Source organism: Kaistella palustris DSM 21579, assembly GCF_000422265.1.
Classification (GTDB): domain Bacteria; phylum Bacteroidota; class Bacteroidia; order Flavobacteriales; family Weeksellaceae; genus Kaistella; species Kaistella palustris.
On the sequence record NZ_AULL01000012.1, the window covers coordinates 204,377 to 226,054 of the forward strand.

The window sequence follows — 21,678 nt, forward strand, 5'->3', positions numbered from 1 at the left end:
TTATTTCTGCGCTGTACCTGCACCGTTTCTCATACTTTTCCTGTTCCCGAATTTTTCCAGAAAATAATATGTGGCAAAACCAAAAATCGCGGAACAGCTGACAGCTAGGATCAGGCTTCCTACCAGATACTGCAGCAGATGTCTTTTTATAAAAGAAAAATCCAGCGTTTCGTGCGCAAAATCAGCGTGGCCTCCCGTAAAGGGTGCGCCCACAATCATGGAAAGTAAGATGATGAACGGAATGAATGGCGGAAAACTCACATGCGTACACATATAAGAAATGGCTCTGTTGAGTTTCAGGTACGAAGCCAGAAATAAAACCGCGACCATATGAAATCCCCAGATCGGCGATAAACCGATCAATACACCAAGAGCCACAGACTTCGCTTTAACCTCACTGGAACCCTCACTTTCCAGAATATTCTCCTTCAGGAAACGCTTAAAACCTTTCTTCCGGAAATATCGGTAGAATACTTTCTGACTTTGAATGGTATTTTTAATGATGTTTTTCACGACCGGACACTGACCACAAAAATAAGCGTTTCAAAATTTTCTGATCTTATATTTAAAGGTGTTTGAACTAGCCTGAAATAACTATTAAAAAAAAACTTCTACTTTTGCAAAAATTTCAAGGATGGCAAAAAATTTAGTAATCGTAGAATCACCCGCAAAAGCAAAAACTATTCAGAAGTATCTGGGAAAGGATTTCGAGGTTAAATCCAGTTTCGGACACATTCGGGATTTGCCCAAAAAAGGGATGGGGATCGATTTGCAATCCTTCACGCCGGATTACGAAGTTTCTGCCGATAAAAAGAAAATTGTAACCGAGCTGAAAGCTGCTGTGAAAAAGGCTGACATGACCTGGCTCGCTTCCGATGAGGACCGCGAAGGTGAAGCGATCGCCTGGCATCTTGCGCAGGAGCTTAAACTGAACGATGAGAACTCCAAGAGAATTGTCTTTCACGAAATTACCAAAAATGCCATTTTAAAAGCCATCGAGAAACCGCGCAAAATCGATCAGAATCTGGTTAATGCCCAGCAGGCACGCCGCGTCCTGGACCGTATTGTTGGTTTTGAGATGTCGCCCGTACTCTGGAAAAAAATAAAAACCGGACTTTCTGCCGGGCGTGTACAGTCGGTTGCTGTGCGTCTGGTTGTAGAGCGCGAACTCGAGATCCGCGGCTTTCAGCCAAAATCATCCTATAAAGTTGAAGGTATATTTTTAAATGCAGCCTCGCAGGAGATTGCCGCGAAGCTCAAAAAAGATTTTGCCAAAGAAGACGAAGCAGAGAAATTTCTGACATTGGCCAAAGACACCGAATTTAAAGTGCTGAATGTGGAGAAAAAACCCGGCACACGCACTGCTTCGGCACCTTTTACCACATCCACTCTGCAGCAGGAAGCCAGCAACCGCCTGGGTTACGGCGTAACTTCTACCATGCGCGTGGCACAGCGGCTTTATGAGGAAGGTTTCATAACTTATATGAGAACGGATTCTGTAAATCTTTCGCAGGAGGCCATTAACGGAGCAAAATCCCAGATCATTTCAGAGTTCGGCGAGCAATATTCGAATCCCAGAAATTACACCACCAAGTCAGCATCAGCACAGGAAGCTCACGAAGCCATCCGCCCGACAGATTTTTCATTAAAGTCGATCGCCGATGTGCAGCTCAATAAACTGTACCAGCTGATCTATAAAAGAACTTTAGCTTCGCAAATGGCGCCGGCCAAAATTGAGAAAACCGTAATTGAGATCGGAAACTCAAAGCTTCCGCAGAATTTTGAAGCGCAGGGTGAAGTGATTGTTTTTGATGGTTTCCTGAAAGTATATGGCGTGACCAAGACCGATGACGACGAGGAAGAAAACAATGAAAAATTGTTGCCCAAAGTTTCTGCAGGTGAAAATCTGAACTATAAAAAAATTGAAGCTACACAGAAATTTACACGGCCGTCTGCAAGATATACAGAAGCGGGACTTGTTAAAAAACTTGAAGAACTCGGCATCGGCCGTCCTTCTACCTACGCACCTACCATACAGACGATCCAGAATCGGGAATATGTGGACAAGCGCGAAATCCTGCCACAGGAAAGAGAGATCATGAAAATGACTTTAGGCAAAGCCGGTCTGAAAAAAGAAATCCTGACCGAAAAATTTGGCGGCGATAAAAATAAATTCGTTCCCACCGATATTGGTGAAGTAGTTAATGATTTCCTGACTCAGAATTTTGCAGAAATCCTGGATTATGGTTTCACGGCAAAAGTAGAGCAGGATTTTGACCATATTGCCGAGGGTGCTGAGAAATGGAAAGAAGTTTTACAGGGTTTCTATAAAGAGTTTCACCCACGTATCGAAGATGTAGAGGAAAATGCTGACCGCGCCAGTGGTGAAAGAATTTTGGGAACTGATCCGAAAACCGGAAAAAATGTAATCGCACGGATCGGCAGATTTGGGCCGATCGTACAGATGGGTGAGCAGGACGATGAAGAGAAACCTGTTTTTGCCAGTTTAATGCAAACCCAGAATATCGCTACAATCACGCTGGAGGAAGCACTGGAACTTTTTAAAATTCCGTTTGACCTGCAGGATGTTGATGGAGAGTCTGTTACGGTAGGCGTAGGCCGTTTCGGACCGTACGTAAAATGGGGCGAAACCTATATCAGTATTCCGCGCGGCGAAGAGCCACTTTCGATCACGCAGGAAAGAGCGGAAGAAATTATTGCCGAAAAGAAAATCGCCGATGCGCCGATTGCATCTTACAAAGGCGAACCTGTGACAAAAGGAACGGGGAGATTTGGTCCTTTTCTGAAGTACAAATCTATTTTTGTAAATGTGCCCAAAAAATATGACTTCGAAAATCTTTCGCAAAACGACATCAATGAACTGATCGATGCGAAACTCGAGAAAGAGGCCAACCGCTACATACAGCAGTGGGAAAGCGAAAGGATCTCTCTGGAAAACGGCCGTTGGGGACCGTTTATAAAATTTGGCAAAGCCATGTTCAAAATTCCGAAGAATAAGAACGATGAAAAATATACAGCTGAAGAACTGAAGGAAGTTTCGCTGGACGAGGTAAAAAAATGGATTACTGCACAGGATAAAAATGCCTTTAAAGTAAAAGCAAAGAAGGCACCGGCAAAAAAAGCCACTGCAAAGAAAACCACTGCTAAAAAAGCGCCTGCAAAAAAGACAACTCCAAAAAAATAGACATTGATTGTCATATCTTTAACAAAAAACCCGGAATAGTAAATATTTCGGGTTTTTTATTTTTCATCCATATTGGTTCGTGAAAAAATTTAATTTCGAGAAAAAAAACAGTCAAAGTGATTGTTTTGGTGAATTTTTTACCGAATGATTTGTGGGTTTTGCACGCGCTTTTCGTCATATCTAAACCTTTTTCATATATTTTAAAAATTTACACATTGATTATCAGGGTGTTATATTCTGTGCATAATATTTTTTAAAAAACGTATGTCGATTTCGAGAATATTTATATATTTGACATCCACAATGAGAAGATTAATATTTATCAAAACACACTGATTTTAGAAATAATATCACACAAATGATGTTAAAAGATTTACAAAATTGTACGTAATATTTTTTAACTATGATAAAATTTAACTTGCTCCTTCTTTGCCTTGCGGCAAACTTAGGTTATTCCCAAATGGTGAATAATGCGAAAGCTCCCAACAGTTATATTTACGATATACAGCTCGCACAGTCCAATAACTACGGCGGATTAGAAATACCTGTAGTGAAGGCCTACGAAATGTGGTCGAAGTATGAATACCTGAAAACCAACGGCTCTTTTACACCGATCCCGCCCGGCATACAGTCAGCAACACTGTATTGGGAAGATGTACCCGGTCTTGTGCAGAATGTAAGTATTGTGCCCGGCGGCGAACCGTCGGCCTCCAAAATAAAAGTAGAGATCAATAAGGGAAAAGGTAAAGGAAATGCAGTAGTTGCCTTTAAAGTTGACGGCATGATTTACTGGAGCTGGCATATCTGGGTAACCGACAATCCCGAAAACGGCAACCTTTTCAGCCACGGTACAGAAACTGATATCGACGGAAATCTTTTTGTAAATAAATATATGGACCGGAATCTGGGAGCCACAACCCACAGCTTTCTCGATGATCAGTGGCAGAAATCCGGCGGCCTGATGTACGAATGGGGCAGGAAAGATCCTTTTCCACCGCTGGTTTATAAAGATGCAGATTTCTATGCGATTTCCGGCGAAGTAGGTGTTTTGCGACATAAGCAGATCGATGCACTGAACACAATCCCGGTTGAGGTGCGGCCATTTAATGAAATTGAAAAGAACATTCAGTATTCTGTAAAGAATCCCATAACTTATATTATAAATACAGATGCGACGGGAAACTGGTTCTCCAGCAACAGATATAAAGTAGCCGGTGTAAGCCCCAATTATATCACCTGGGATTTGTGGTCGGATAATGCCAAAGGTGGTAACAGCAATGGTAACAGCTCAAGCGTGCCTTTGCAAAAGGAAAGCCGCTCTTACGAGTTGAAATCGGAGTTGGATCCGTGCCCGAACGGCTGGCGGATTCCATCTTATCTGGGCCGCGAAACGCAAAACAATAACCTTGCTTTTTTCGGAAAACACGACTGGAATAATGATGATATTGATCCCGCAAAAAGACAGCTTTTTCCGGACTCCCAAAACCCTAACCTTCATGGTATAAAAGTTTATCCCGGTCTGGGCATGGATTTTACACAGGCATTAGCAGGAGAAAGAAATCTGGGGATTTTACCGGCTTCTGGAACTTATGTGTACTATCCGAATTCTGCAGCTCCAAATGCACCGGTAGGAATAACTTTTCAGGATAATGCTGCAAACGGTGGGTTATGGAGTTCTACGTATGCCTACGACGGTGCAAGAATTTTTTCCTTGATTACCGATCCTGTGCGTACAAATACAAGTGTCGGTTTACACGCAATTTATATTAACCAGACCAACCCATCAAAAGCCGGAAACGCCGTACGCTGTATGAAAGATCCGAATATGGCTAAAATCGGTGATTTTGCCACACAGTATTTTGCTTCTCAGAAAGAAAACTTTACGGCTGGTTTAGATAACCCGAATTCTTATGTGGCTGTTAATCAAACACATCTTTCAATTCCTGTAAGTAAAGCTTTTTCGGTGTATAACCAGTTGCTCTCTGACCAGGAAATGATTCCATCAACAAACCTTGCGGCGAAGGTTTTGTGGACCACCCAGAAAGGTTTGGTTAAAAACATAACGCTAAATACCAATTCAGCAGACGCCAGATTATCAACGATAGAAGTCGAACTTGATCCGAACATTAAAGGCAACGCGGTGGTCGCTTTATCTTATAACAGCCAAAACAGTCCTGTACTTTGGAGCTGGCATATTTGGGCTCCTGATAATGATCCTACAGCTAACCCTTTAACCTACGTTACTGAAGCGCCAATCCCTGTAACCTACAACTTTATAAATCCAACGGTGAGTAAAAGTCCTACGCTGAAAACAACGTTTATGGACCGTAATCTCGGTGCGCAGAGCAGTGACCTTACATCCGGGCGTGCTGATGGGCTGCATTATCAGTGGGGCAGAAAAGATCCGCTGCCGACTTTTGCCAATGCCTCCTCACCATTGATTTATATTGATGGAAGTACCGGCAGTTCAGGTGTGCCAACCTATATCGATGTGCCGGCCACAAAATATCTGACAGATTATACGAAATCCTATGACATCTATGGTTCCGCAAATCCTTCGGAAAGGATCAAAGTTAGAAACAACATCAAATATTCCGTTGAAAATCCCCTTAAATTCCTGTACCAAAAAGGAATTGGAACGCTCTACGACGGCGGAAATCATTACGCGAACGATCTCAGCAGAATCCGCGACTGGGCATCGGACGAGCGTGGCCAGGCCAACAACAGATGGGGACATGCTGATAAAAAATCACCGTTCGATCCGTGTCCGGAAGGATGGCGTGTGCCCGATGTTTCTTTTACAAACCTGTACACCGGGTCCAAAGGGAATTCGCCCTGGTACAACGGTTACCGCGCTGATGCGTACGGAAAGCAGGGTGTGATTCAGGATCAGTGGCATGATGTGGCGAGCTTCTATGGAGGTAATGTGGCAGGAACAAACGGCTGGAAATTTGAAGACGCGAATTTCAGGATAGGCGATTTCCCGCGCGACGGGATTCGTGGTGAATTGGGAGAAAACACCGTGTCCTATGAGCGCTCAGGCGTATGGACAGCGGCACTCGCCGATATGAATACAGGTTATGCCCTTGCGATGCAGTTTCAGGGTAATAAAATGCAGACCGGAACAGGCGTTTACCCGCAAGCTGGGATGAGTGTGCGCTGCGCTAAAGACGAAAAACGTCTGCTGGGTGCCACTGTAGAATATCCCCAGTTGGGCACCGAGGGCGTAGATCCCAAAGTTACCGGTCAGGCGCGAAAGGAAATCAAGGTATATCCGAATCCTTTCCGCGATGAATTTGAAGTCAGCAATACTGATGCGGTTTCGTATGAACTTTACGATTTCAGCGGAAAAATGCTGTTGAAGGGCGAAATCATTAATAAAAAAATAAATGCCGGCAAACTGCAGAATGGTGCATACGTCTTAAAAGTTGTATTAAAGGACGGTTCGGCTTTTTCTAAAAAAATGATCAAGCAGTAAATTCTTCTTGTTTAATGAAAAGCACAATCTTCCGGGGTTGTGCTTTTTTTGTTACTTTTGTTTCGCTTCAAAATTTCCCACAGAAGCTACTATTAAAATGAATATCGAAGACATCCTGCTGCCGCCGCGCGAATTTGAAACTGAAAAATGGCAACTCGGAAATATGATTTCCTCAGAAATTCAGGAAAATGGTATTGTTCTCATTTTCTGTTCCGATTACCGGGGTCTGAAAAACGGCAGCGCGGAAATTCTCGATTTCAGAAAGGTGAGAAAACAACTTTACGAACTGTCGCGCCTCGATTTTGAAATTCCTGTTTGTGATCTTGGAGATCTTATTTCCGGCAGGTCGCATGAGGATTCGCATTTTATTTTGCAGGAAGTTCTTGCGATGTGCCATCAGAAGAATGCTGTTCCGATCGTAATCGGCGGCAGTAGCGATTTGGCATTTTCACTTTTTTCAGCGTTGAATTTTCAGCAGCAAAACATCAGTTATACGCAGATCTCGAACGTAATCTCTCTGGCAAATGACGGAGCGGAACTTACCGGGAAAAACTTTCTTTCGCGGATCCTGAGTTCAAAAACATTCAGTTTAAAAAACTATCATCATCTCGGCTATCAAAAGCATCTGAACGCTGTAGATTCTGTGAAACTCATGAAAGAAGTGGAGTTTGATGTAATGCGGCTTGCCGAAATGATGAACACAACAGAGCGCGCCGAACCCTTTCTGCGCCGCGCAGACCTTGTAACTGTAAACTGCGATGCCGTAGAAAGTATCGGTGATGGTTTCTCGGTAAATCCGCAGGTTAACGGCTTGAATAAAAGAGAAATCTGCGCTTATATGAAAGAGATCGGACTTGGTGAGAATCTGCGTTCGGTCGGCATTTTTAATTTTAATGGGCAGTCGGAAGATATCCTGAATCACCAGCTTTTGGCGCAAATGATCTGGTATCTTATCGAAGGCATTAATATTCAGAAATCGCATCCTGCTGAACGGTCTTTCGAGACATTTTGGGTTCTGAGCGATGATGCTCAGTATGCCTTTAAACGCGATACCTTTACCAATCTCTGGTATTTTGGCGACAGTGAAAACGCCGCCGATTTAATTCCCTGTGGGAAATGGGAATATGAGGATGCAAAACGCGGTTTCCTGAATCCGCGTTTCCTGAAATAGCAAATGTGCAAGAATAGATTTAAAACGCTATTTTTGCTTACACACATTTAGATGAAAAGCGCACTAATCCGGATTTTTTCTCACCCTTATCTGCTGATTTTACTTGCAGTAATTATTAAGGTGCCGCTTTTTTTTACCAGACACATTCAGGAGGATTCCTTTATCACCTGGCGCGTGGCGAGAAATCTGCTGGATTTTGGTGTGATCGGTTTCAATGGTGAAGAACGTATTTCAGCTTCCACTACACATCTTTATGTGCTGGTCTCCGCGTTTTTTCAGTTTATTTTTGGCGGAAACTTTATTTATCCGCTGCTTATCTTCAGTGGGATCCTTTTTGCGGTCGGAACTTTCTGGCTGGCAAAAATATTTTTTGAAAATGACGATTTAAAGCGCGGATTCTTTGTGCTTTTTCTTAATGCTACTCCGCCGGCACTTACCGCCTCATTTCTGGGAATGGAATACGGACTTTTGTTTTTCCTGTATTGTGGACTCATCTATTTAGGATTGCAAAAAGGTAAAAAATGGGCATATTTCCTTTTTCCTGTTTTGATGCTTTGGACCAGAATCGACAGTGTTGTTTTTCTCGGCATCATCTTTTTAGCTGACATCGTCCTCCGGAAACGGCTGAACACTTCTTTCATTTTTGGTGGGTTAGTCGGCCTTGCTAGCGTAATACTGTTCAATTATTTTTATTTTGGTGAGTTTGTAAACCATACCATTACTGCGAAAAAACTGGCATACAGGAATCTGCTGCAAAACAGCAGTCCGGAATTTTATCTTTTTCAGTGGGCTTATTATGGCGGCCTTATCAAGAAATATTCAGTTTTCACCTTTATATTATGGCTTGCGTTTCTCGGATTTCTTGGCTGGATTATTTTTAAAGTCGTACGCGATAAAAACACGGCTTCAACACGCGCCAAGATCATTTTAATTTCCGTGGTGGTTTTTGCTCTGGCGAAAATTTCTGTATTTGCATTTCTAAAAGCATATTTCGACTGGTATTACTGGCTGCCGCGAACATTTCTTTTCGTCGCTGTGCTGTTTTATTTGCTGGATTATGTGCGGCTTCGGCTGCGTATTTTATTGCTGCTGATGATTATCGGTTCTTTAGGATTGTACGCTTCTCAGCTTCTGCAGTCTTACGCCATTGGTTACATGGAGCATGGCCAGCGGATGCAGGTCGCGAAAGATATTCTGGCTGTTTCCGGCGGAAAAGGCGGGTCGGTTTTATTGGAGCCTGCGGGCATTATTCCTTTCTACACCCGGCTCTATACTTATGATGAGGTTGGGCTCGTCAATAAAAAAATCACCGCAGAAATGCTGGCTGATGAAAACTATTGGTGGAGCAATTCGGTCAGGAAATTCCAGCCCACTTATATTTTGACAGTGGGTGCCCAGGCCGGAAATCCTGATACCTTTTACAGGATGCAACGTAATGACGAACAGAATTTCCTTAAAGATTATAAGCTCCTCAGGAAATACCGCATCTCGAAGATTTATGAAGAAGCACCCGAAATGTTGCGTTGGATCTACAAAATACGGCCGATAGGGAAGGACTATTATCTTTACGTACGCCAGCAAAAAAACAAGGTGCAATGAAAAGGATTTCGGTAATCGTTCCGGTTTACAATGTAGAGAAATACCTCGGCAAATGTCTGTATTCGCTTGTGAATCAAACTTTGGGTGATTTTGAAATTATCGTCGTGAACGACGGCAGTACCGATGGCTCACAGCAAATCATTGATGATTACGCGAAAGATTTTCCTTTAATAATTAAAGCCTTTAAAAAGAAAAACGGCGGTCTGAGCAGTGCAAGGAATTTAGGTCTGGATCATGCGCGCGGTGAGTATATTGGTTTTGTAGACAGCGATGATAAAGTTTCGGCAACCATGTTTGAAAATCTTTATATGCTTGCAAGAAAATACGATGCCGAAATCGCACTCTGCGATCTGCAGAAAGTTGATGAAAACGACAAGGTACGGCAGAAACTTCCACAGATACCTAACCTGCCGGAAAAAGTAATTCTGGCCGAGGATTTCTCACTTTTTGCCGACATCAGTTATTTTGCCTGCAATAAAATTTTCAAGAAATCGCTGTTCGAGCAGAGACGGTTTAAGTGCGGAGTTCACTTTGAAGATATACAGCTGATTCCCCAACTGATTTTAGATTCTGAAGTTATTGCGCATAGTTCCCGCTATCATTATCAGTATCTGGAAAGGTCAGACTCCATTAGTAAAACATATACCGAAAAAGGTCTGGATATTTTGCGTGCGGTAAATGAAGTTGAAGATGTTTTCCGGAACTCGCGCTACCGAAATCACGCGGGAATTTTTAAGGATTTTCAGATTTTGGAAGGTGTGTACAGTTTTCTCGCTTACCTAGCATTTGTTAAAGATGATGAGGTTTACAAAAAAATGTCGGCCGAACTGAAAGTGTTCCTGAAAGCAAAAGATATTTCGCTTGCAGAAATATTGCGGTACAAACGCTTTGGAAGGAATTATCTGCTATCTTTGTCTGTAAAGAAAAAAATATACTATTTGCTGTATTTTTTGGGGCAGGAAGATCTGATGCGGAAATTAATTTAAACACAATGCTCTAGATGCCGATCCTGCACCCTGTTTTTATACTGATCTTTTTGTTTCTTGCCGTGGCAAGCTATCTGGAGATTTTCTTTCTGCAGAAAAAACAGAGTATTTTTGTTTGGATCACAGGTATTCTCGTGGTACTTGCGGTTGGTTTCAGAATCAATGTGGGCGCTGATTATCCCGTATACAAAATGCTTTTCTCGGGTTTTGCTATTTACACAACGTATGGCGATGTGCTGGATAAGGCACTCTTTCGCCCAAATACCGAGGAGATCGAGTGGATCTTTGTACTTATCAATAAACTTGTTTTCGATTTTGGCTTTCCGTTCTACATTGTAACGCTGATCATGGCCGCGATCACTGTCTCGCTGAAGTTTACAGCGATTTATAGAAATGTGGGATTTCCTACGTTGGCTTTACTTTTCTATTTTATGCCGATCATGTTTTTTGAGGATTCGGGGCAAATGCGCCAGGGCTTGGGAATCGCCGTGTGCGTGGCCTCATTTAAATTTATCAAAGAAAGAAACCTGCCCCTTTTTCTGCTCTGTATTTATATTGCGCTGGGATTTCATAAAACCGCGATCATATTTTTACCCGCTTACTGGCTAGTGAAAATCCCACTTAACAGCAAACGTATATTCTGGATCCTGGTGCTCGCTGTACTGAGTTCTCCCTTTGAACTTTACCGCCTGGGCGGTGAATTTTTTGCCACGCTGTCGCCGAAAGATGTTTCCGGCGCATATACCGGTTATCTGGATGACCGCTACTATGGCACACAGGTAGAAACGGGATTAAATGATATTGTAAAACTCATCTTCATCTTTATTCTGATCCGCTACGATAAAGATGGCTGCGAACGCGTGTGGTGGTACGAATACATGCGGAACCTGGCGGTTTTTGGCATGGCGCTTTTCTACTTTTTCCGGTCCAATGAGATCTTTGCGATCCGTCTGCCGGGTGCATACATGTTTTTTGTAACCATGTTCTGTTTGAGCAATTTGGTTTATGCTGTACCGAAGCGTCCGCGCCAGATCCTCTATCTGGGCTTTATGGCGTATTTTGTGGCGATGTTTTTCTACTTTGGCAGCGGCAACGGTCATCGTGGCGGCTTCACTACCGAGCGGTATCAAAATGCACTTTGGTAAAAATGGAAGGTATTAAAGGCATATTAAATGAGTTGGGAGTCGCGCAGTTTTATTTAAAACTGAGTTTGGGTTTGGTGTGTTCGTTTTTGATCACCTTCCTTTCTGTACCTACCATTGTAAAAATATCCAAACGGAAAAATCTGATGGATGAACCCGGGCTCAGGAGTTCGCACCTGCGTAAAATTCCAAATCTCGGCGGAATTGCCATGTTTTATTCGCTTGCCGTTTGTGCGTCTATCTTTGCTTTTGAGCTTTTCGATCTGTACAAGTTTCTTTTTGCGTCGCTCGTTATCCTGCTCTACATTGGTGTGATGGACGATATTGTGGTGATGCGTGCATATAAGAAACTTTTGGCCCAAATTATTGTAACCGCTTTGATGGTGATTGGTTCGGATGTGCGGATACGAAGTTTTTTCGGGTTGTTCAGCATTTATGAACTGTCATACTTTGCCAGTGTGGCGATCAGCATCTTTACATTTATTGTTTTAATAAATGCTTTTAATTTAATTGATGGCATCGATGGGCTGGCCGGAGTTTACTCCATCATTTGCAGTGCCCTGTTCGGGATCAGTTATTTCCGCTTAGGTGAATATAATTATCCGCTTGTGGTACTTTCTGCCGTAATCATTGGGTCCGTGCTTGGATTTTTATATTATAATCTCGCACTATCTCGCACCCAAAAGATTTTTATGGGAGATACAGGTTCCATGATTCTGGGTTTCTTACTTGCTTTCACGGCGATTTGTTTTATTGATATTTTCATTGATAAAGAACTGCCGGATGTTCCGAGATATTACCTTCAGGCCGCGCCGGCTATAGCGATTGCAATACTGATTTTGCCGCTGGTCGACACGCTTAATGTATTCATTATCAGAATTTCAGCCGGTAAATCGCCTTTTATTGCCGATAACAATCACATTCATCACTCACTTTTAAAACTGGGGCTCTCGCACAGGCGGTCAACCTTTTATATTATACTGTATTATCTTTTCATCGTGGCGGTTGCGTATTACTTCAGGCATATTAATGTAAATGTGCTTCTGTTACTCATCGTGGTACTTGGTTTTACAGGCGCCTATATTCCACGGCTCATTTTGCTGAAAAGAAAGGAAATCAATTAATTATTTGCTATTTTTGTAACGACACATACCACAAGATGAAAATAAATCAACTCTTTGTTTTTCTCGCTTTACCACTTTTACTCTGTTCCTGCATTTCAACAAAAGATGTGCGGTACATGCAGCCTAACGAGAATCTCGTCATTAACGAAGAGGGTTTGGTTCCCTACAATATTCCTGTATACCGCGTAACGAAAAACGATATGCTGAATTTAAATATCGTGACCACGCCGAAAGGTGATGCCGCTCAGTTTTATTCCGCGCTCAATGCGCCGCCTCCCAATACCGTAAACAGCGCAGGTGCTTCCTCCAATTTCAATTCCGTACAGGGCGACGGTGGAAATGCGAATTTCTATTTTAATGGTTTAAAGGTGGATTCCAAGGGCGATATCAATATCATGGGCATTGGTTTTGTAAAAGCCGAAGGCCGCACCATAGAAGATATTACAACTGAAATTCAGAACCGTGTAAACGAGAATTTTCTCGACGGCAAATCAGAAGTCCGGCTGAATACCGACGGGATCACCTATTATTTATTGGGTGATGTAGAAACAGTGGGCATCAGCGGTGAAAAAAAAACACATAAAAATACACTTACACTCACCGAGGCGCTGGCGATAAATGGTGGGCTGAACAGAACCGTAGACCGTACAAATATCATCATCCACCGGAAACTTCCCGAAGGGATCAAAATCGCAAAAGTAGATCTCACGCGCGAAGATGTAATGAATTCACCGTATTACTGGGTGCAAAACGGTGATGAGATACTGCTCAACACGCGGGCCAAGAATCTGAACGGTTTAGGCAAAGACCCCATCCAGACGATTACGACAGGAGTTTCGGTTATTACCACAGCCTTGTCGGTATATCTAATTTTAACACGACTCTAGATGATACCGGGAAAAGAAAATGAAACTGCATCTGCCGGAACAGCTGAAAAAGCCGGTTCCTTTGCACTTTTCGATATCGAGCATTTCCTGAGAAGGGTTTTGCGGAACTGGTATTGGTTCGTTCTTATGGCGGCTTTGGGTTATTGTATTTCCTGGTTTTACAGTAAATATTACGCACAGCGCATTTATGCCTCAAACCTTTCCCTAAGCGTTTCGAATAACACCGCGAGTTATTTTACGCCCAATCAGTCAATCAACTTTATCTGGGGACAAACCGGGAATCAGGACGGGATTTACCTGAAGAAAATGCTGCTCTCGCGCTCGCATAATGAATATTTGGTTAACCAGCTTGACCTTTATGTGAATTATTCTACTAAAGGTCTCATCAAACAAACCTATCTGGATAAATATGATTCGCCGGTTTTCCTGGAGATCGATAAAGCCCATCTCCAGCAGCCGAATTATCCCGTAACCTTACTTCCCAAATCCGGTAACCGCTTCGAAGTGGTGCTGCCTAAAGAAGGTGAAAGCACTTATCTCTATTCCTTTCAGACCGAAAATTTCAGCAATATCCCAAAATTCAGCCGCCCTGAAAATAAAATTATTTCCCTTAATGAATGGTATGTTTCACCGCACCTGAAATTTAAACTCGTTAGAAATCCTGTCCCAAGTCCGATTATTCTTGATAATATTATCATTTCACTTTCTACGGTGAACCAAACGGTTAACAATCTTGTTTCCACCATTAATGTTGATTTCGACAAGGAGATCAATACCATTATGGTCATTACCAAAAGTGGTTATAACCTGAACGGAACTGTTAATTTCCTGAACACTTCGGTAGAAGAACTCGAAAAGAAACGGCTTGTAGACCGAAATACGGTGGACAAAAACACCGAGAACTATCTCGACGAAAACCTTTCCAAAATCAGGAAAAAACTCGATTCCAGCGCTACGCTTTTAAACCACATGAAAGTGTCTGAAGGTCTTTATGATATTAAAGACCGCGACGAGAAAGCTTTGGTCAGGATCAAAGAGCTTGAGGCTAAAAAAGCGGACCTGATCACCAAAGTGAATTCGCTTAATGCCATTAAAAATTCTTTGGCCTCCCAAAATCTTGACCGGTTGATCAGCCTGAATTCTGCAGGCGTTGACGACGGGGCTTTCACCGCAAGTGTATCCGAGCTCAAGGCCCTGTATGCCAAAAGAAGGGAGATGGCGACAATTTACACGCCGAATTCTGAACCCATGATTGAGATCAACAGGCTGATCAGCGAAGCCCGCGGAAACTCCACGGGATCACTGCGAACTTATTTCAGTACTTACCTCAATGAGATCTCGCGAATTGACCGGAATATCGCGGAAGAAGGCCGCGACCTCGTAGCCTATCCTGAGAAAGAACGCCGGTACCTGGATGCGGAGCGGGGATATAACATGATCGAAGCCACCTACAACAGCCTGCTCACAAAACAGAATGAAACACAGATCCGTGTCGCTACCAATAAATCCGATATTACGGTAATTGATCCAGCTAAGAATCTGGGACAGGGACCAATAGCGCCGGATGTACAGCGAACAAAATATTCAATTATGGGTGGGTTACTGCTTTTGCCGTTGCTGATCATCGCACTTTCTGAAGCGCTGGATAACCGCGTGCGAAATATAAAAGAGTTACTGCAGGTAACAAAAATTCCGCTGTTGGGAGTTATTGGTAAAAATACGCACGACAATAATCTTACGGTGCTCGAGCAGCCCAGATCTTCTATTTCTGAAGCGTTCCGAGGTATACGTGCGAACCTGCGTTTTCTGCATAAAGAAGATGAACAGTCCAAAGTAATACTCCTGACTTCATCGGTAGGTGGCGAAGGAAAAACCTATATCTCGATCAATATTGCTTCGGTTTTAGGCTTAAGCGGCAAAAAAACCATCCTCCTGGGAATGGACCTCCGAAAGCCGAAAATTTTCGGCGACTTTAAAATCGATAATAAATATGGAATCTCAAATTTCCTCACCGGTGAGGTAGATATGGAAACCATCATTAATAAAACAAAAATCCCGAATCTTCATGTGGCGACCTCGGGGCCAATCCCGCCAAATCCGTCGGAACTCCTGATGAGCGACAGAAATATTGATTTCATTAAAGAACTGAAAAGACATTACGATTTTATTGTGATCGATTCTCCACCCGTAGGTTTGGTGGCCGATCCGTTTGAACTGATGAAGTATGTAGACGCGAGCATTTATGTGGTGCGCCACGAGTATACGGAGAAATATATGCTGAAGATGATCACCGAAAAGTATCAGAATCACGAGATCAAGAATCTTGGTCTGGTTTACAATGACTTCCAGATGAATCAGGGTTACGGTTATGGCTATGGCTACGGTTATGGCTACGGTTATGGCTATTTCGATGAGGACAAGAATTATGAGGAGCCTACACTTATAAAGATCCGCAATAAACTCCGGAAGCTTTTCGGCCGGAATTGATTTTACACAAACCCTCCTCTTCGGGGGTTTTGTTCTTATAAAATCATAAAATAAGTATTTTCCCGTTTTTAAGGCAAAATATTATGCTTTTTTGAGCTTATTTAACTAAAAATTAAGAATTTCCTTCAAGGAAAATTATATTATATTTGCAAAATTATTTATGAAAATAGAGGTCCCGCCGTTCATGCAAAAGAAATTTATTTATTCCCTGCTCGCAGCCATTTTTATTTCAGTTTCCTATAAGGGGCAGCGTCATGAAATAGGCGTGCAGCTTGGCATGAGTAATTTAGTAGGCGATATTGGCAGAACGAACTATGTGTTACAAAGACCGCTGAGTAACGTTTCAGATTACGGTATACCTTTTTATGGCGGAATTCTTTACCGCATGAATTTTAATCCTTATCAGACCGTACGTTTAAATCTGGGTTTCAGTAACATACAGTTTGTGGATGGTGCTGCGAAGGAAAACTACCGGCGCAAAAGAAAACTTTGGGGTACAAATTCAATTGTAGAGGCTGATGTGCTTTTCGAGTATAATTTTTTTCCGGTGAATGATGAGCAGAAGAGTTTGCTGAGTCCCTATATTTTTGGAGGTGTCGGCGGAATGCTTGCAAACACCACCAAGGTTTCACTGGCAAATGACTTTAAGCGAGATCCGGGCGGAAATGCCATCGCGCCAACCAGCGCACAGGATTTCGATACCAACCCAACCTACGTCTCCGGTAAAGAACTTACCATGGCGATTCCATTTGGTGTTGGTCTAAAATATAAATTCAACTACAACTGGGCGCTTTTCGGCGAATTCATGTTCAGGCCTACTTTTTCAGATTCCATTGATTACAGTATGATCGATGACAAAAACGTGAAGATAACTTATAATAAAGATATAACTTCGCCGGGAACAACCAATTCGCTATTGCAGGACAGTCCTTATTTTGAGGAAGCCCAAAAGCGCGCTGCAGAGTTCATAGAAAACCGGCAGATCGGTAATATTAATTCCAAAGATTGGGTGAACTCGGTTACCCTGGGTCTCACTTACTCCTTTGGCAGACCACCTTGTTATTGTGGACAATAAAATGCAGTCTATAAAAGATCAATTAAACCTGGAGCAGCTCCCAAAGCACGTTGCCATCATTATGGATGGGAATGGACGCTGGGCAAAATCACGTGGCGAGGCGCGGACTTTCGGGCACAGAAATGCCATAAAAGCTGTGCGCGATGTGGTGAATGCCTGCAATGAAATACATATTCCATTTCTCACACTTTACACGTTTTCCTCAGAAAACTGGAAAAGGCCGGATGATGAGGTTAGTACACTCATGAGTCTGATCTCCGAGACTTTGCTGCTGGAGGCGGAGGAAATTTTTTCTAAAGGCCTTAGAATGCACGTGATCGGGGATATTGATAAATTACCCGAGCTGGTCCGGACCCAGATGTTGCATCTGGTTGATATTACAAAAGACAACACGCGCGGAAACCTGATTCTGGCGCTGAGCTACGGTTCCCAAAATGAGATCCTAAACGCTGTAAAACAGATAAGTACGAAAGTTAAAAACGGTGAACTCACCGAAAACGAAATCACCGAAAAAGTATTCGAAGAGCATCTTTACACTAAGGAGTTCCCGCCTGTAGATCTGCTGATACGCACCAGCGGCGAGGTGAGGATCAGTAATTTCCTGCTCTGGCAGATCGCCTACGCGGAACTGCAGTTTCTGGATATTCTGTGGCCGGATTTCGGCAGGGAGGATTTGTTCCGGTGCATTTATAACTTCCAGAACAAGGAAAGGCGATTCGGCAAAACAAGCGAGCAGCTTAACGAAAATTTATAAAAGAAAAAGTTAGCAAGATAAAAAATGAAGTTCAAATTCTTACCTATCATCATGTTTGCGGCCTCGGCGCATTTCTATGGTCAAATTACGCCCGAGCAGAACAACCCGGACAACTCCCCGGTGTATGCACAAAATGAAGCAGGCACTTATATCCTGAAAGACATTGTTGTAGATGGTGTAAAAAAATATACTCCGGCGCAAATCCTGAGGTTTACAGGTCTGAATAAGAACGAAAGCGTTGAAATTCCAGGTCAGAAGATCAGCAACGCCATTAAAAAACTTTGGGAAACACAGTCGTTTTCCGAGGTGGAAGTTTACATTCAAAGCATTGAAGGCGAGCAGATCGTTCTGCGTTTTAATCTTCAGGATTTAAAGGAGCTGGGAACCGTGAAATTTACGGGAAAAGGTATCAGCAAATCTAAAAGTGAAAAACTCGCCAAAGACAACGGCCTGAAACCCGGCACCAAAATTACCCAGAATCTGATCTCAACACTTAAAACCAATATTCCGAAAGAGTATGTGAAAAAAGGTTTTGCTGATGCGAAAGTTACGATTCAGGATAAAGTGAATGCGGAAGATCCAAATCTTGTCGATTGGACCATCGATGTTGCCAAAGGCAAAAAAGTAAAGATCAGCCACATTGAATTTGAAGGAAATGAAAGCGTCTCGGACAGCAAACTGCGCAACAAAGCTTTCAAAGACACGAAACAGAAAAGATTCGGTATCAAGGGAATTTTAAAACCTTCCAAATTCATCGAAGAAAAATATGAGGAAGATAAAGTAAACCTCATTAATTATTACCGTTCATTAGGTTTCCGCGATGCAAGGATTGTGTCCGATTCGGTTTGGAGAAACCCGAAGAACGATTATGAGATCAATGTAAAACTCAACGAAGGAAAAAAATATTACATCGGCGATATCAATTTTCTAGGTAACACTGCTTTCTCGACCGATTATCTGCAAAAGATCCTCGGTTATAAAACGGGTGATATTTACGATGCGGTCGGCTTTAATAAAAAAGTGGGTGAAGACGGCGGTAAGGAAGATGATTCCGATATCAAGTCGATCTATATGAACAATGGTTACCTCTTTTCTAATGTAACACCGATCGAAAAAGGTGTTCAGGGTGATTCCATCAATCTGGAGATCAGAATCAGCGAAGGTGAAAAAGCCACCTGGAACCGCGTGACCTGGAGTGGAAATACCACGACACACGACCACGTAATTCTACGGTCTTTACGTACAAAACCGGGAAGTTTATTTGCGAAAAGTGATATCAAGAGAACTTATTTCGACCTCGCGGGTATGCAGTTCTTTGATCCGCAGCAGGTAGGTCAGCAGATTACACCGAATCCACAGGACAATACCGTGGATATTCACTGGACACTTGTGGAGAAAGGTTCTTCCCAGGTTCAGCTCCAGGCAGGTTATGGCGGTGGCTCCTTCATTGGAACGCTGGGCCTTACTTTTAATAACTTTTCCTTAAAGAACTTTTTGAAATTTAAGGATTTCAAACCCGTTCCTCAGGGAGATGGCCAGACATTATCCATTCAGGCGCAGGCAGGACAGTATTTCCAGAATTATGGTATTTCATTTACAGAACCCTGGTTGTTCGGTACAAAACCGACCGCACTTTCTGTAGGTGTAAATCAGTCGCTGGTGCGCTATACCGATCAGTTTGGTGCTAAGCAGAAACTGAATATTTTCTCCGCTTCCGCAGGTCTTAACAGACTTCTCAGATGGCCGGATGATTATTTCTCGCTTTACACGGGAATCCAGTATCAGAGTTACGACTTCGAAAATTATCCTTTCCAGTTCGGTAATACTACCGAGTATAACGGTTCGGCCAAAAACTTCAGTTTTAATGTAGGTTTAAGCAGGAATTCCGCAGGATTAGATCCAATTTTCCCAACACAGGGCTCAAACCTTGAGGCATCGGTTAAGTTTACGCCGCCATATTCACTTTTCAGCGACAAGGATTATTCTACGATGTCGCCGGTTGAAAAGTATAAATGGCTGGAATTCTATAAAGTGAAATTAAAAGCCGATGTGTACAACACGGTAGTAGGGAAAATGGTGTTAAGAAGTACCGCAGAGATGGGCTTTCTTAATGGCTATAACAAAGAACTGGGAGCTCCGCCGTTTGAGAGATTTTATGTAGGTGGAACGGGTTTGCTTGGCGGCCGGTACGATGGGCGTGAGTTGGTGCCGCTTCGCGGTTACGAAAACTCATCGTCGTCGGGTGGTGCGCAGGAAGATATCACGCCTTATGGTGGTGCTACGATCTATAACCGTTTTGCACTTGAAATGAGATATCCTGTATCGATGAACCAAACTGCAAAGATCTACGCACTTACTTTCCTGGAAGGTGGTAACGCCTGGAACTCCTTTGGCAGTTACAATCCTTTCCAGTTGAAACGTTCAGCCGGTGTTGGCATCCGGGTTTATATGGGTGCTTTCGGACTTATCGGGTTTGATTTCGCATATGGTTTTGATAAAACGCTTATGGGAACTGAACCATCCGGCTGGAAAACGCACTTCCTCATGAATCAATCTTTATAAACACATAATTATGAAACAGTTTAAAATATTTTCGGTTGCGCTGGTTCTGCTTGCAGGGATCCTCAGCGCCCAAAAAATAGGAGTGGTTGATACGAATTACATTCTGAGCAAACTGCCGCAATACAAAGATGCGGAAGACAGACTGAATGCCCAGATCACTGCCTGGCAAACTGAAATTCAAACCCTGCAGTCTGATTTCGAAAAAAAGAAAGCCACACTGGAGAACGAAAGAGTGCTTCTTGTAGGCGATCAGCTGAAACAAAGACAAAAAGAAGTTGATGATCTGGACAAGAAAATCAAGACCATGGTCAACAACCGTTTCGGCTTGTTGGGCGAGATCAACAATGCCAGGTCAAATCTCACAAAACCCTTTCAGGATCAGATCTGGAACGCAATCAAGACCGTTTCCGACAAGAATAGCTTAGGCATAGTTCTTGATAAAAGCAATAACATTAGTGTGATTTTTCTGGAAAAAAGATACGACTATACGGATAAAGTCTTAGATTTGCTGCTGAAAAATTCGGCAACGAAAAACACCGAAACATCAACCAGAACCTCTGTGAATACAGAACGAAGTGAAAAAGAGAAGATGCTTCAGCAAAGTTCAGGAAGAAGAGCGATCGACCGCTCCAGAAGCACACAGAAATAAAATTTAAAAACCAACAATAAATCAATTTATCCCTTATTATGAAAAAATTAAGTGTATTATTTGCAGCGGTGATGATGTTTGCAGCAACAGGATTTGCTCAGGCTCAAAAAGTTGCTTCTATGGATTATGAAGCAGTTTTGTCTGCAATGCCGGAAACTAAGAAAATGACCTCGGATCTAGATACTTTCAGCAAAACCAAAGGTGACGAACTCAACAAACAGGCCGAAGCCTTTCAAAAAGAAGTACAGCAATATCAGGCAGAAGGTGCTAAAATGACTGAAGCCCAAAGAACTGCCAAGGAATCTGAACTGCAAAAAAAACAACAGAACCTACAAAGCCTCCAGCAAACCGCTCAGAATGACCTTGCTCAGAAAAGAGATGCAGCGGTAAAACCGATCATCGAAAAGCTGAACAATGCCGTGACTAAAGTGGCTAAGGCTAACGGATACGAATTCGTAATAGATTCTACAGCTCTTATTTACAAAGGCGGTGCCGATGCTACTCCTTTAGTTAAAAAAGAATTAGGACTCTAATCAATATTTTTTTTAAACGAAACCAT

At 42.7% G+C, this 21,678-nt stretch carries 15 protein-coding genes; 14 read left to right on the forward strand and 1 reads right to left on the reverse strand.

Annotated features, from left to right (window positions below):
• Nucleotides 1-513 carry a DUF2062 domain-containing protein gene (locus H562_RS0102155; protein WP_027376007.1) on the reverse strand — a complete coding sequence of 171 codons (513 nt, stop codon included), beginning with the start codon at nucleotides 511-513 and terminating at the stop codon, nucleotides 1-3.
• Between the two features lie 121 nt (nucleotides 514-634).
• On the opposite strand from H562_RS0102155, the gene topA reads away from it, so the two are divergent.
• The 14 genes from topA to H562_RS0102230 all read left to right on the forward strand — a co-directional run bounded on the left by topA (nucleotide 635) and on the right by H562_RS0102230 (nucleotide 21,652).
• On the forward strand, nucleotides 635-3,205 hold the full coding sequence (topA, locus tag H562_RS0102160; protein WP_027376008.1) for a type I DNA topoisomerase: 2,571 nt from the start codon (nucleotides 635-637) through the stop codon (nucleotides 3,203-3,205).
• A gap of 403 nt (nucleotides 3,206-3,608) precedes the next feature.
• Complete coding sequence (locus H562_RS0102170; protein ID WP_084466313.1) at nucleotides 3,609-6,683, forward strand: T9SS type A sorting domain-containing protein; 3,075 nt, start codon at nucleotides 3,609-3,611, stop codon at nucleotides 6,681-6,683.
• A 97-nt stretch (nucleotides 6,684-6,780) separates the two neighbouring features.
• Nucleotides 6,781-7,854 (forward strand): arginase family protein, encoded by a 1,074-nt coding sequence (locus H562_RS0102175; protein WP_027376010.1) that lies wholly within the window; start codon nucleotides 6,781-6,783, stop codon nucleotides 7,852-7,854.
• Nucleotides 7,855-7,905: 51 nt separating this feature from the next.
• A complete protein-coding gene (locus H562_RS0102180) occupies nucleotides 7,906-9,453 on the forward strand; it encodes a hypothetical protein (RefSeq protein ID WP_051190364.1) in 1,548 nt (515 codons plus the stop codon).
• A complete protein-coding gene (locus H562_RS0102185) occupies nucleotides 9,450-10,439 on the forward strand; it encodes a glycosyltransferase (protein ID WP_027376012.1) in 990 nt (329 codons plus the stop codon). The genes H562_RS0102180 and H562_RS0102185 overlap by 4 nt, the downstream gene beginning before the upstream one ends.
• 14 nt (nucleotides 10,440-10,453) lie before the next feature.
• Nucleotides 10,454-11,584, forward strand: coding sequence for an EpsG family protein (locus tag H562_RS0102190; RefSeq protein WP_027376013.1), 1,131 nt, complete (start codon nucleotides 10,454-10,456; stop codon nucleotides 11,582-11,584).
• Nucleotides 11,585-11,586: 2 nt separating this feature from the next.
• The gene (locus H562_RS0102195) at nucleotides 11,587-12,705 is read left to right on the forward strand and encodes a glycosyltransferase family 4 protein (protein WP_027376014.1); all 1,119 of its coding nucleotides are present in this window, start codon (nucleotides 11,587-11,589) and stop codon (nucleotides 12,703-12,705) included.
• 35 nt (nucleotides 12,706-12,740) lie between these two features.
• On the forward strand, nucleotides 12,741-13,592 hold the full coding sequence (locus H562_RS0102200) for a polysaccharide biosynthesis/export family protein (RefSeq protein WP_027376015.1): 852 nt from the start codon (nucleotides 12,741-12,743) through the stop codon (nucleotides 13,590-13,592).
• Nucleotides 13,593-16,079 (forward strand): exopolysaccharide transport family protein, encoded by a 2,487-nt coding sequence (locus H562_RS0102205; RefSeq protein ID WP_027376016.1) that lies wholly within the window; start codon nucleotides 13,593-13,595, stop codon nucleotides 16,077-16,079.
• 160 nt (nucleotides 16,080-16,239) lie between these two features.
• Nucleotides 16,240-17,154: a type IX secretion system protein PorG gene (gene porG, locus H562_RS0102210; protein WP_051190365.1), complete on the forward strand. Its 915-nt coding sequence runs from the start codon at nucleotides 16,240-16,242 to the stop codon at nucleotides 17,152-17,154.
• Between the two features lies 1 nt (nucleotide 17,155).
• On the forward strand, nucleotides 17,156-17,908 hold the full coding sequence (gene uppS, locus H562_RS0102215; RefSeq protein ID WP_027376018.1) for a polyprenyl diphosphate synthase: 753 nt from the start codon (nucleotides 17,156-17,158) through the stop codon (nucleotides 17,906-17,908).
• A 24-nt stretch (nucleotides 17,909-17,932) separates the two neighbouring features.
• The gene (gene bamA / locus H562_RS0102220) at nucleotides 17,933-20,470 is read left to right on the forward strand and encodes an outer membrane protein assembly factor BamA (RefSeq protein ID WP_027376019.1); all 2,538 of its coding nucleotides are present in this window, start codon (nucleotides 17,933-17,935) and stop codon (nucleotides 20,468-20,470) included.
• Between the two features lie 10 nt (nucleotides 20,471-20,480).
• A complete protein-coding gene (locus H562_RS14510) occupies nucleotides 20,481-21,119 on the forward strand; it encodes an OmpH family outer membrane protein (protein WP_051190366.1) in 639 nt (212 codons plus the stop codon).
• Between the two features lie 38 nt (nucleotides 21,120-21,157).
• Nucleotides 21,158-21,652, forward strand: a complete 495-nt coding sequence (locus H562_RS0102230; RefSeq protein ID WP_027376020.1) for an OmpH family outer membrane protein — start codon at nucleotides 21,158-21,160, stop codon at nucleotides 21,650-21,652.
• Nucleotides 21,653-21,678 lie beyond the last annotated feature (26 nt).

Coding starts and splice junctions, on each gene's coding strand:
- H562_RS0102205 (WP_027376016.1), top strand. CDS start 13,593: ATGATACCGGGAAAAGAAAATGAAACTGCATCTGCCGGAACAGCTGAA.
- porG (WP_051190365.1), top strand. CDS start 16,240: ATGAAAATAGAGGTCCCGCCGTTCATGCAAAAGAAATTTATTTATTCC.
- bamA (WP_027376019.1), top strand. CDS start 17,933: ATGAAGTTCAAATTCTTACCTATCATCATGTTTGCGGCCTCGGCGCAT.
- H562_RS0102180 (WP_051190364.1), top strand. CDS start 7,906: ATGAAAAGCGCACTAATCCGGATTTTTTCTCACCCTTATCTGCTGATT.
- uppS (WP_027376018.1), top strand. CDS start 17,156: ATGCAGTCTATAAAAGATCAATTAAACCTGGAGCAGCTCCCAAAGCAC.
- H562_RS0102170 (WP_084466313.1), top strand. CDS start 3,609: ATGATAAAATTTAACTTGCTCCTTCTTTGCCTTGCGGCAAACTTAGGT.
- topA (WP_027376008.1), top strand. CDS start 635: ATGGCAAAAAATTTAGTAATCGTAGAATCACCCGCAAAAGCAAAAACT.
- H562_RS0102175 (WP_027376010.1), top strand. CDS start 6,781: ATGAATATCGAAGACATCCTGCTGCCGCCGCGCGAATTTGAAACTGAA.
- H562_RS0102200 (WP_027376015.1), top strand. CDS start 12,741: ATGAAAATAAATCAACTCTTTGTTTTTCTCGCTTTACCACTTTTACTC.
- H562_RS0102185 (WP_027376012.1), top strand. CDS start 9,450: ATGAAAAGGATTTCGGTAATCGTTCCGGTTTACAATGTAGAGAAATAC.
- H562_RS14510 (WP_051190366.1), top strand. CDS start 20,481: ATGAAACAGTTTAAAATATTTTCGGTTGCGCTGGTTCTGCTTGCAGGG.
- H562_RS0102195 (WP_027376014.1), top strand. CDS start 11,587: ATGGAAGGTATTAAAGGCATATTAAATGAGTTGGGAGTCGCGCAGTTT.
- H562_RS0102190 (WP_027376013.1), top strand. CDS start 10,454: ATGCCGATCCTGCACCCTGTTTTTATACTGATCTTTTTGTTTCTTGCC.
- H562_RS0102230 (WP_027376020.1), top strand. CDS start 21,158: ATGAAAAAATTAAGTGTATTATTTGCAGCGGTGATGATGTTTGCAGCA.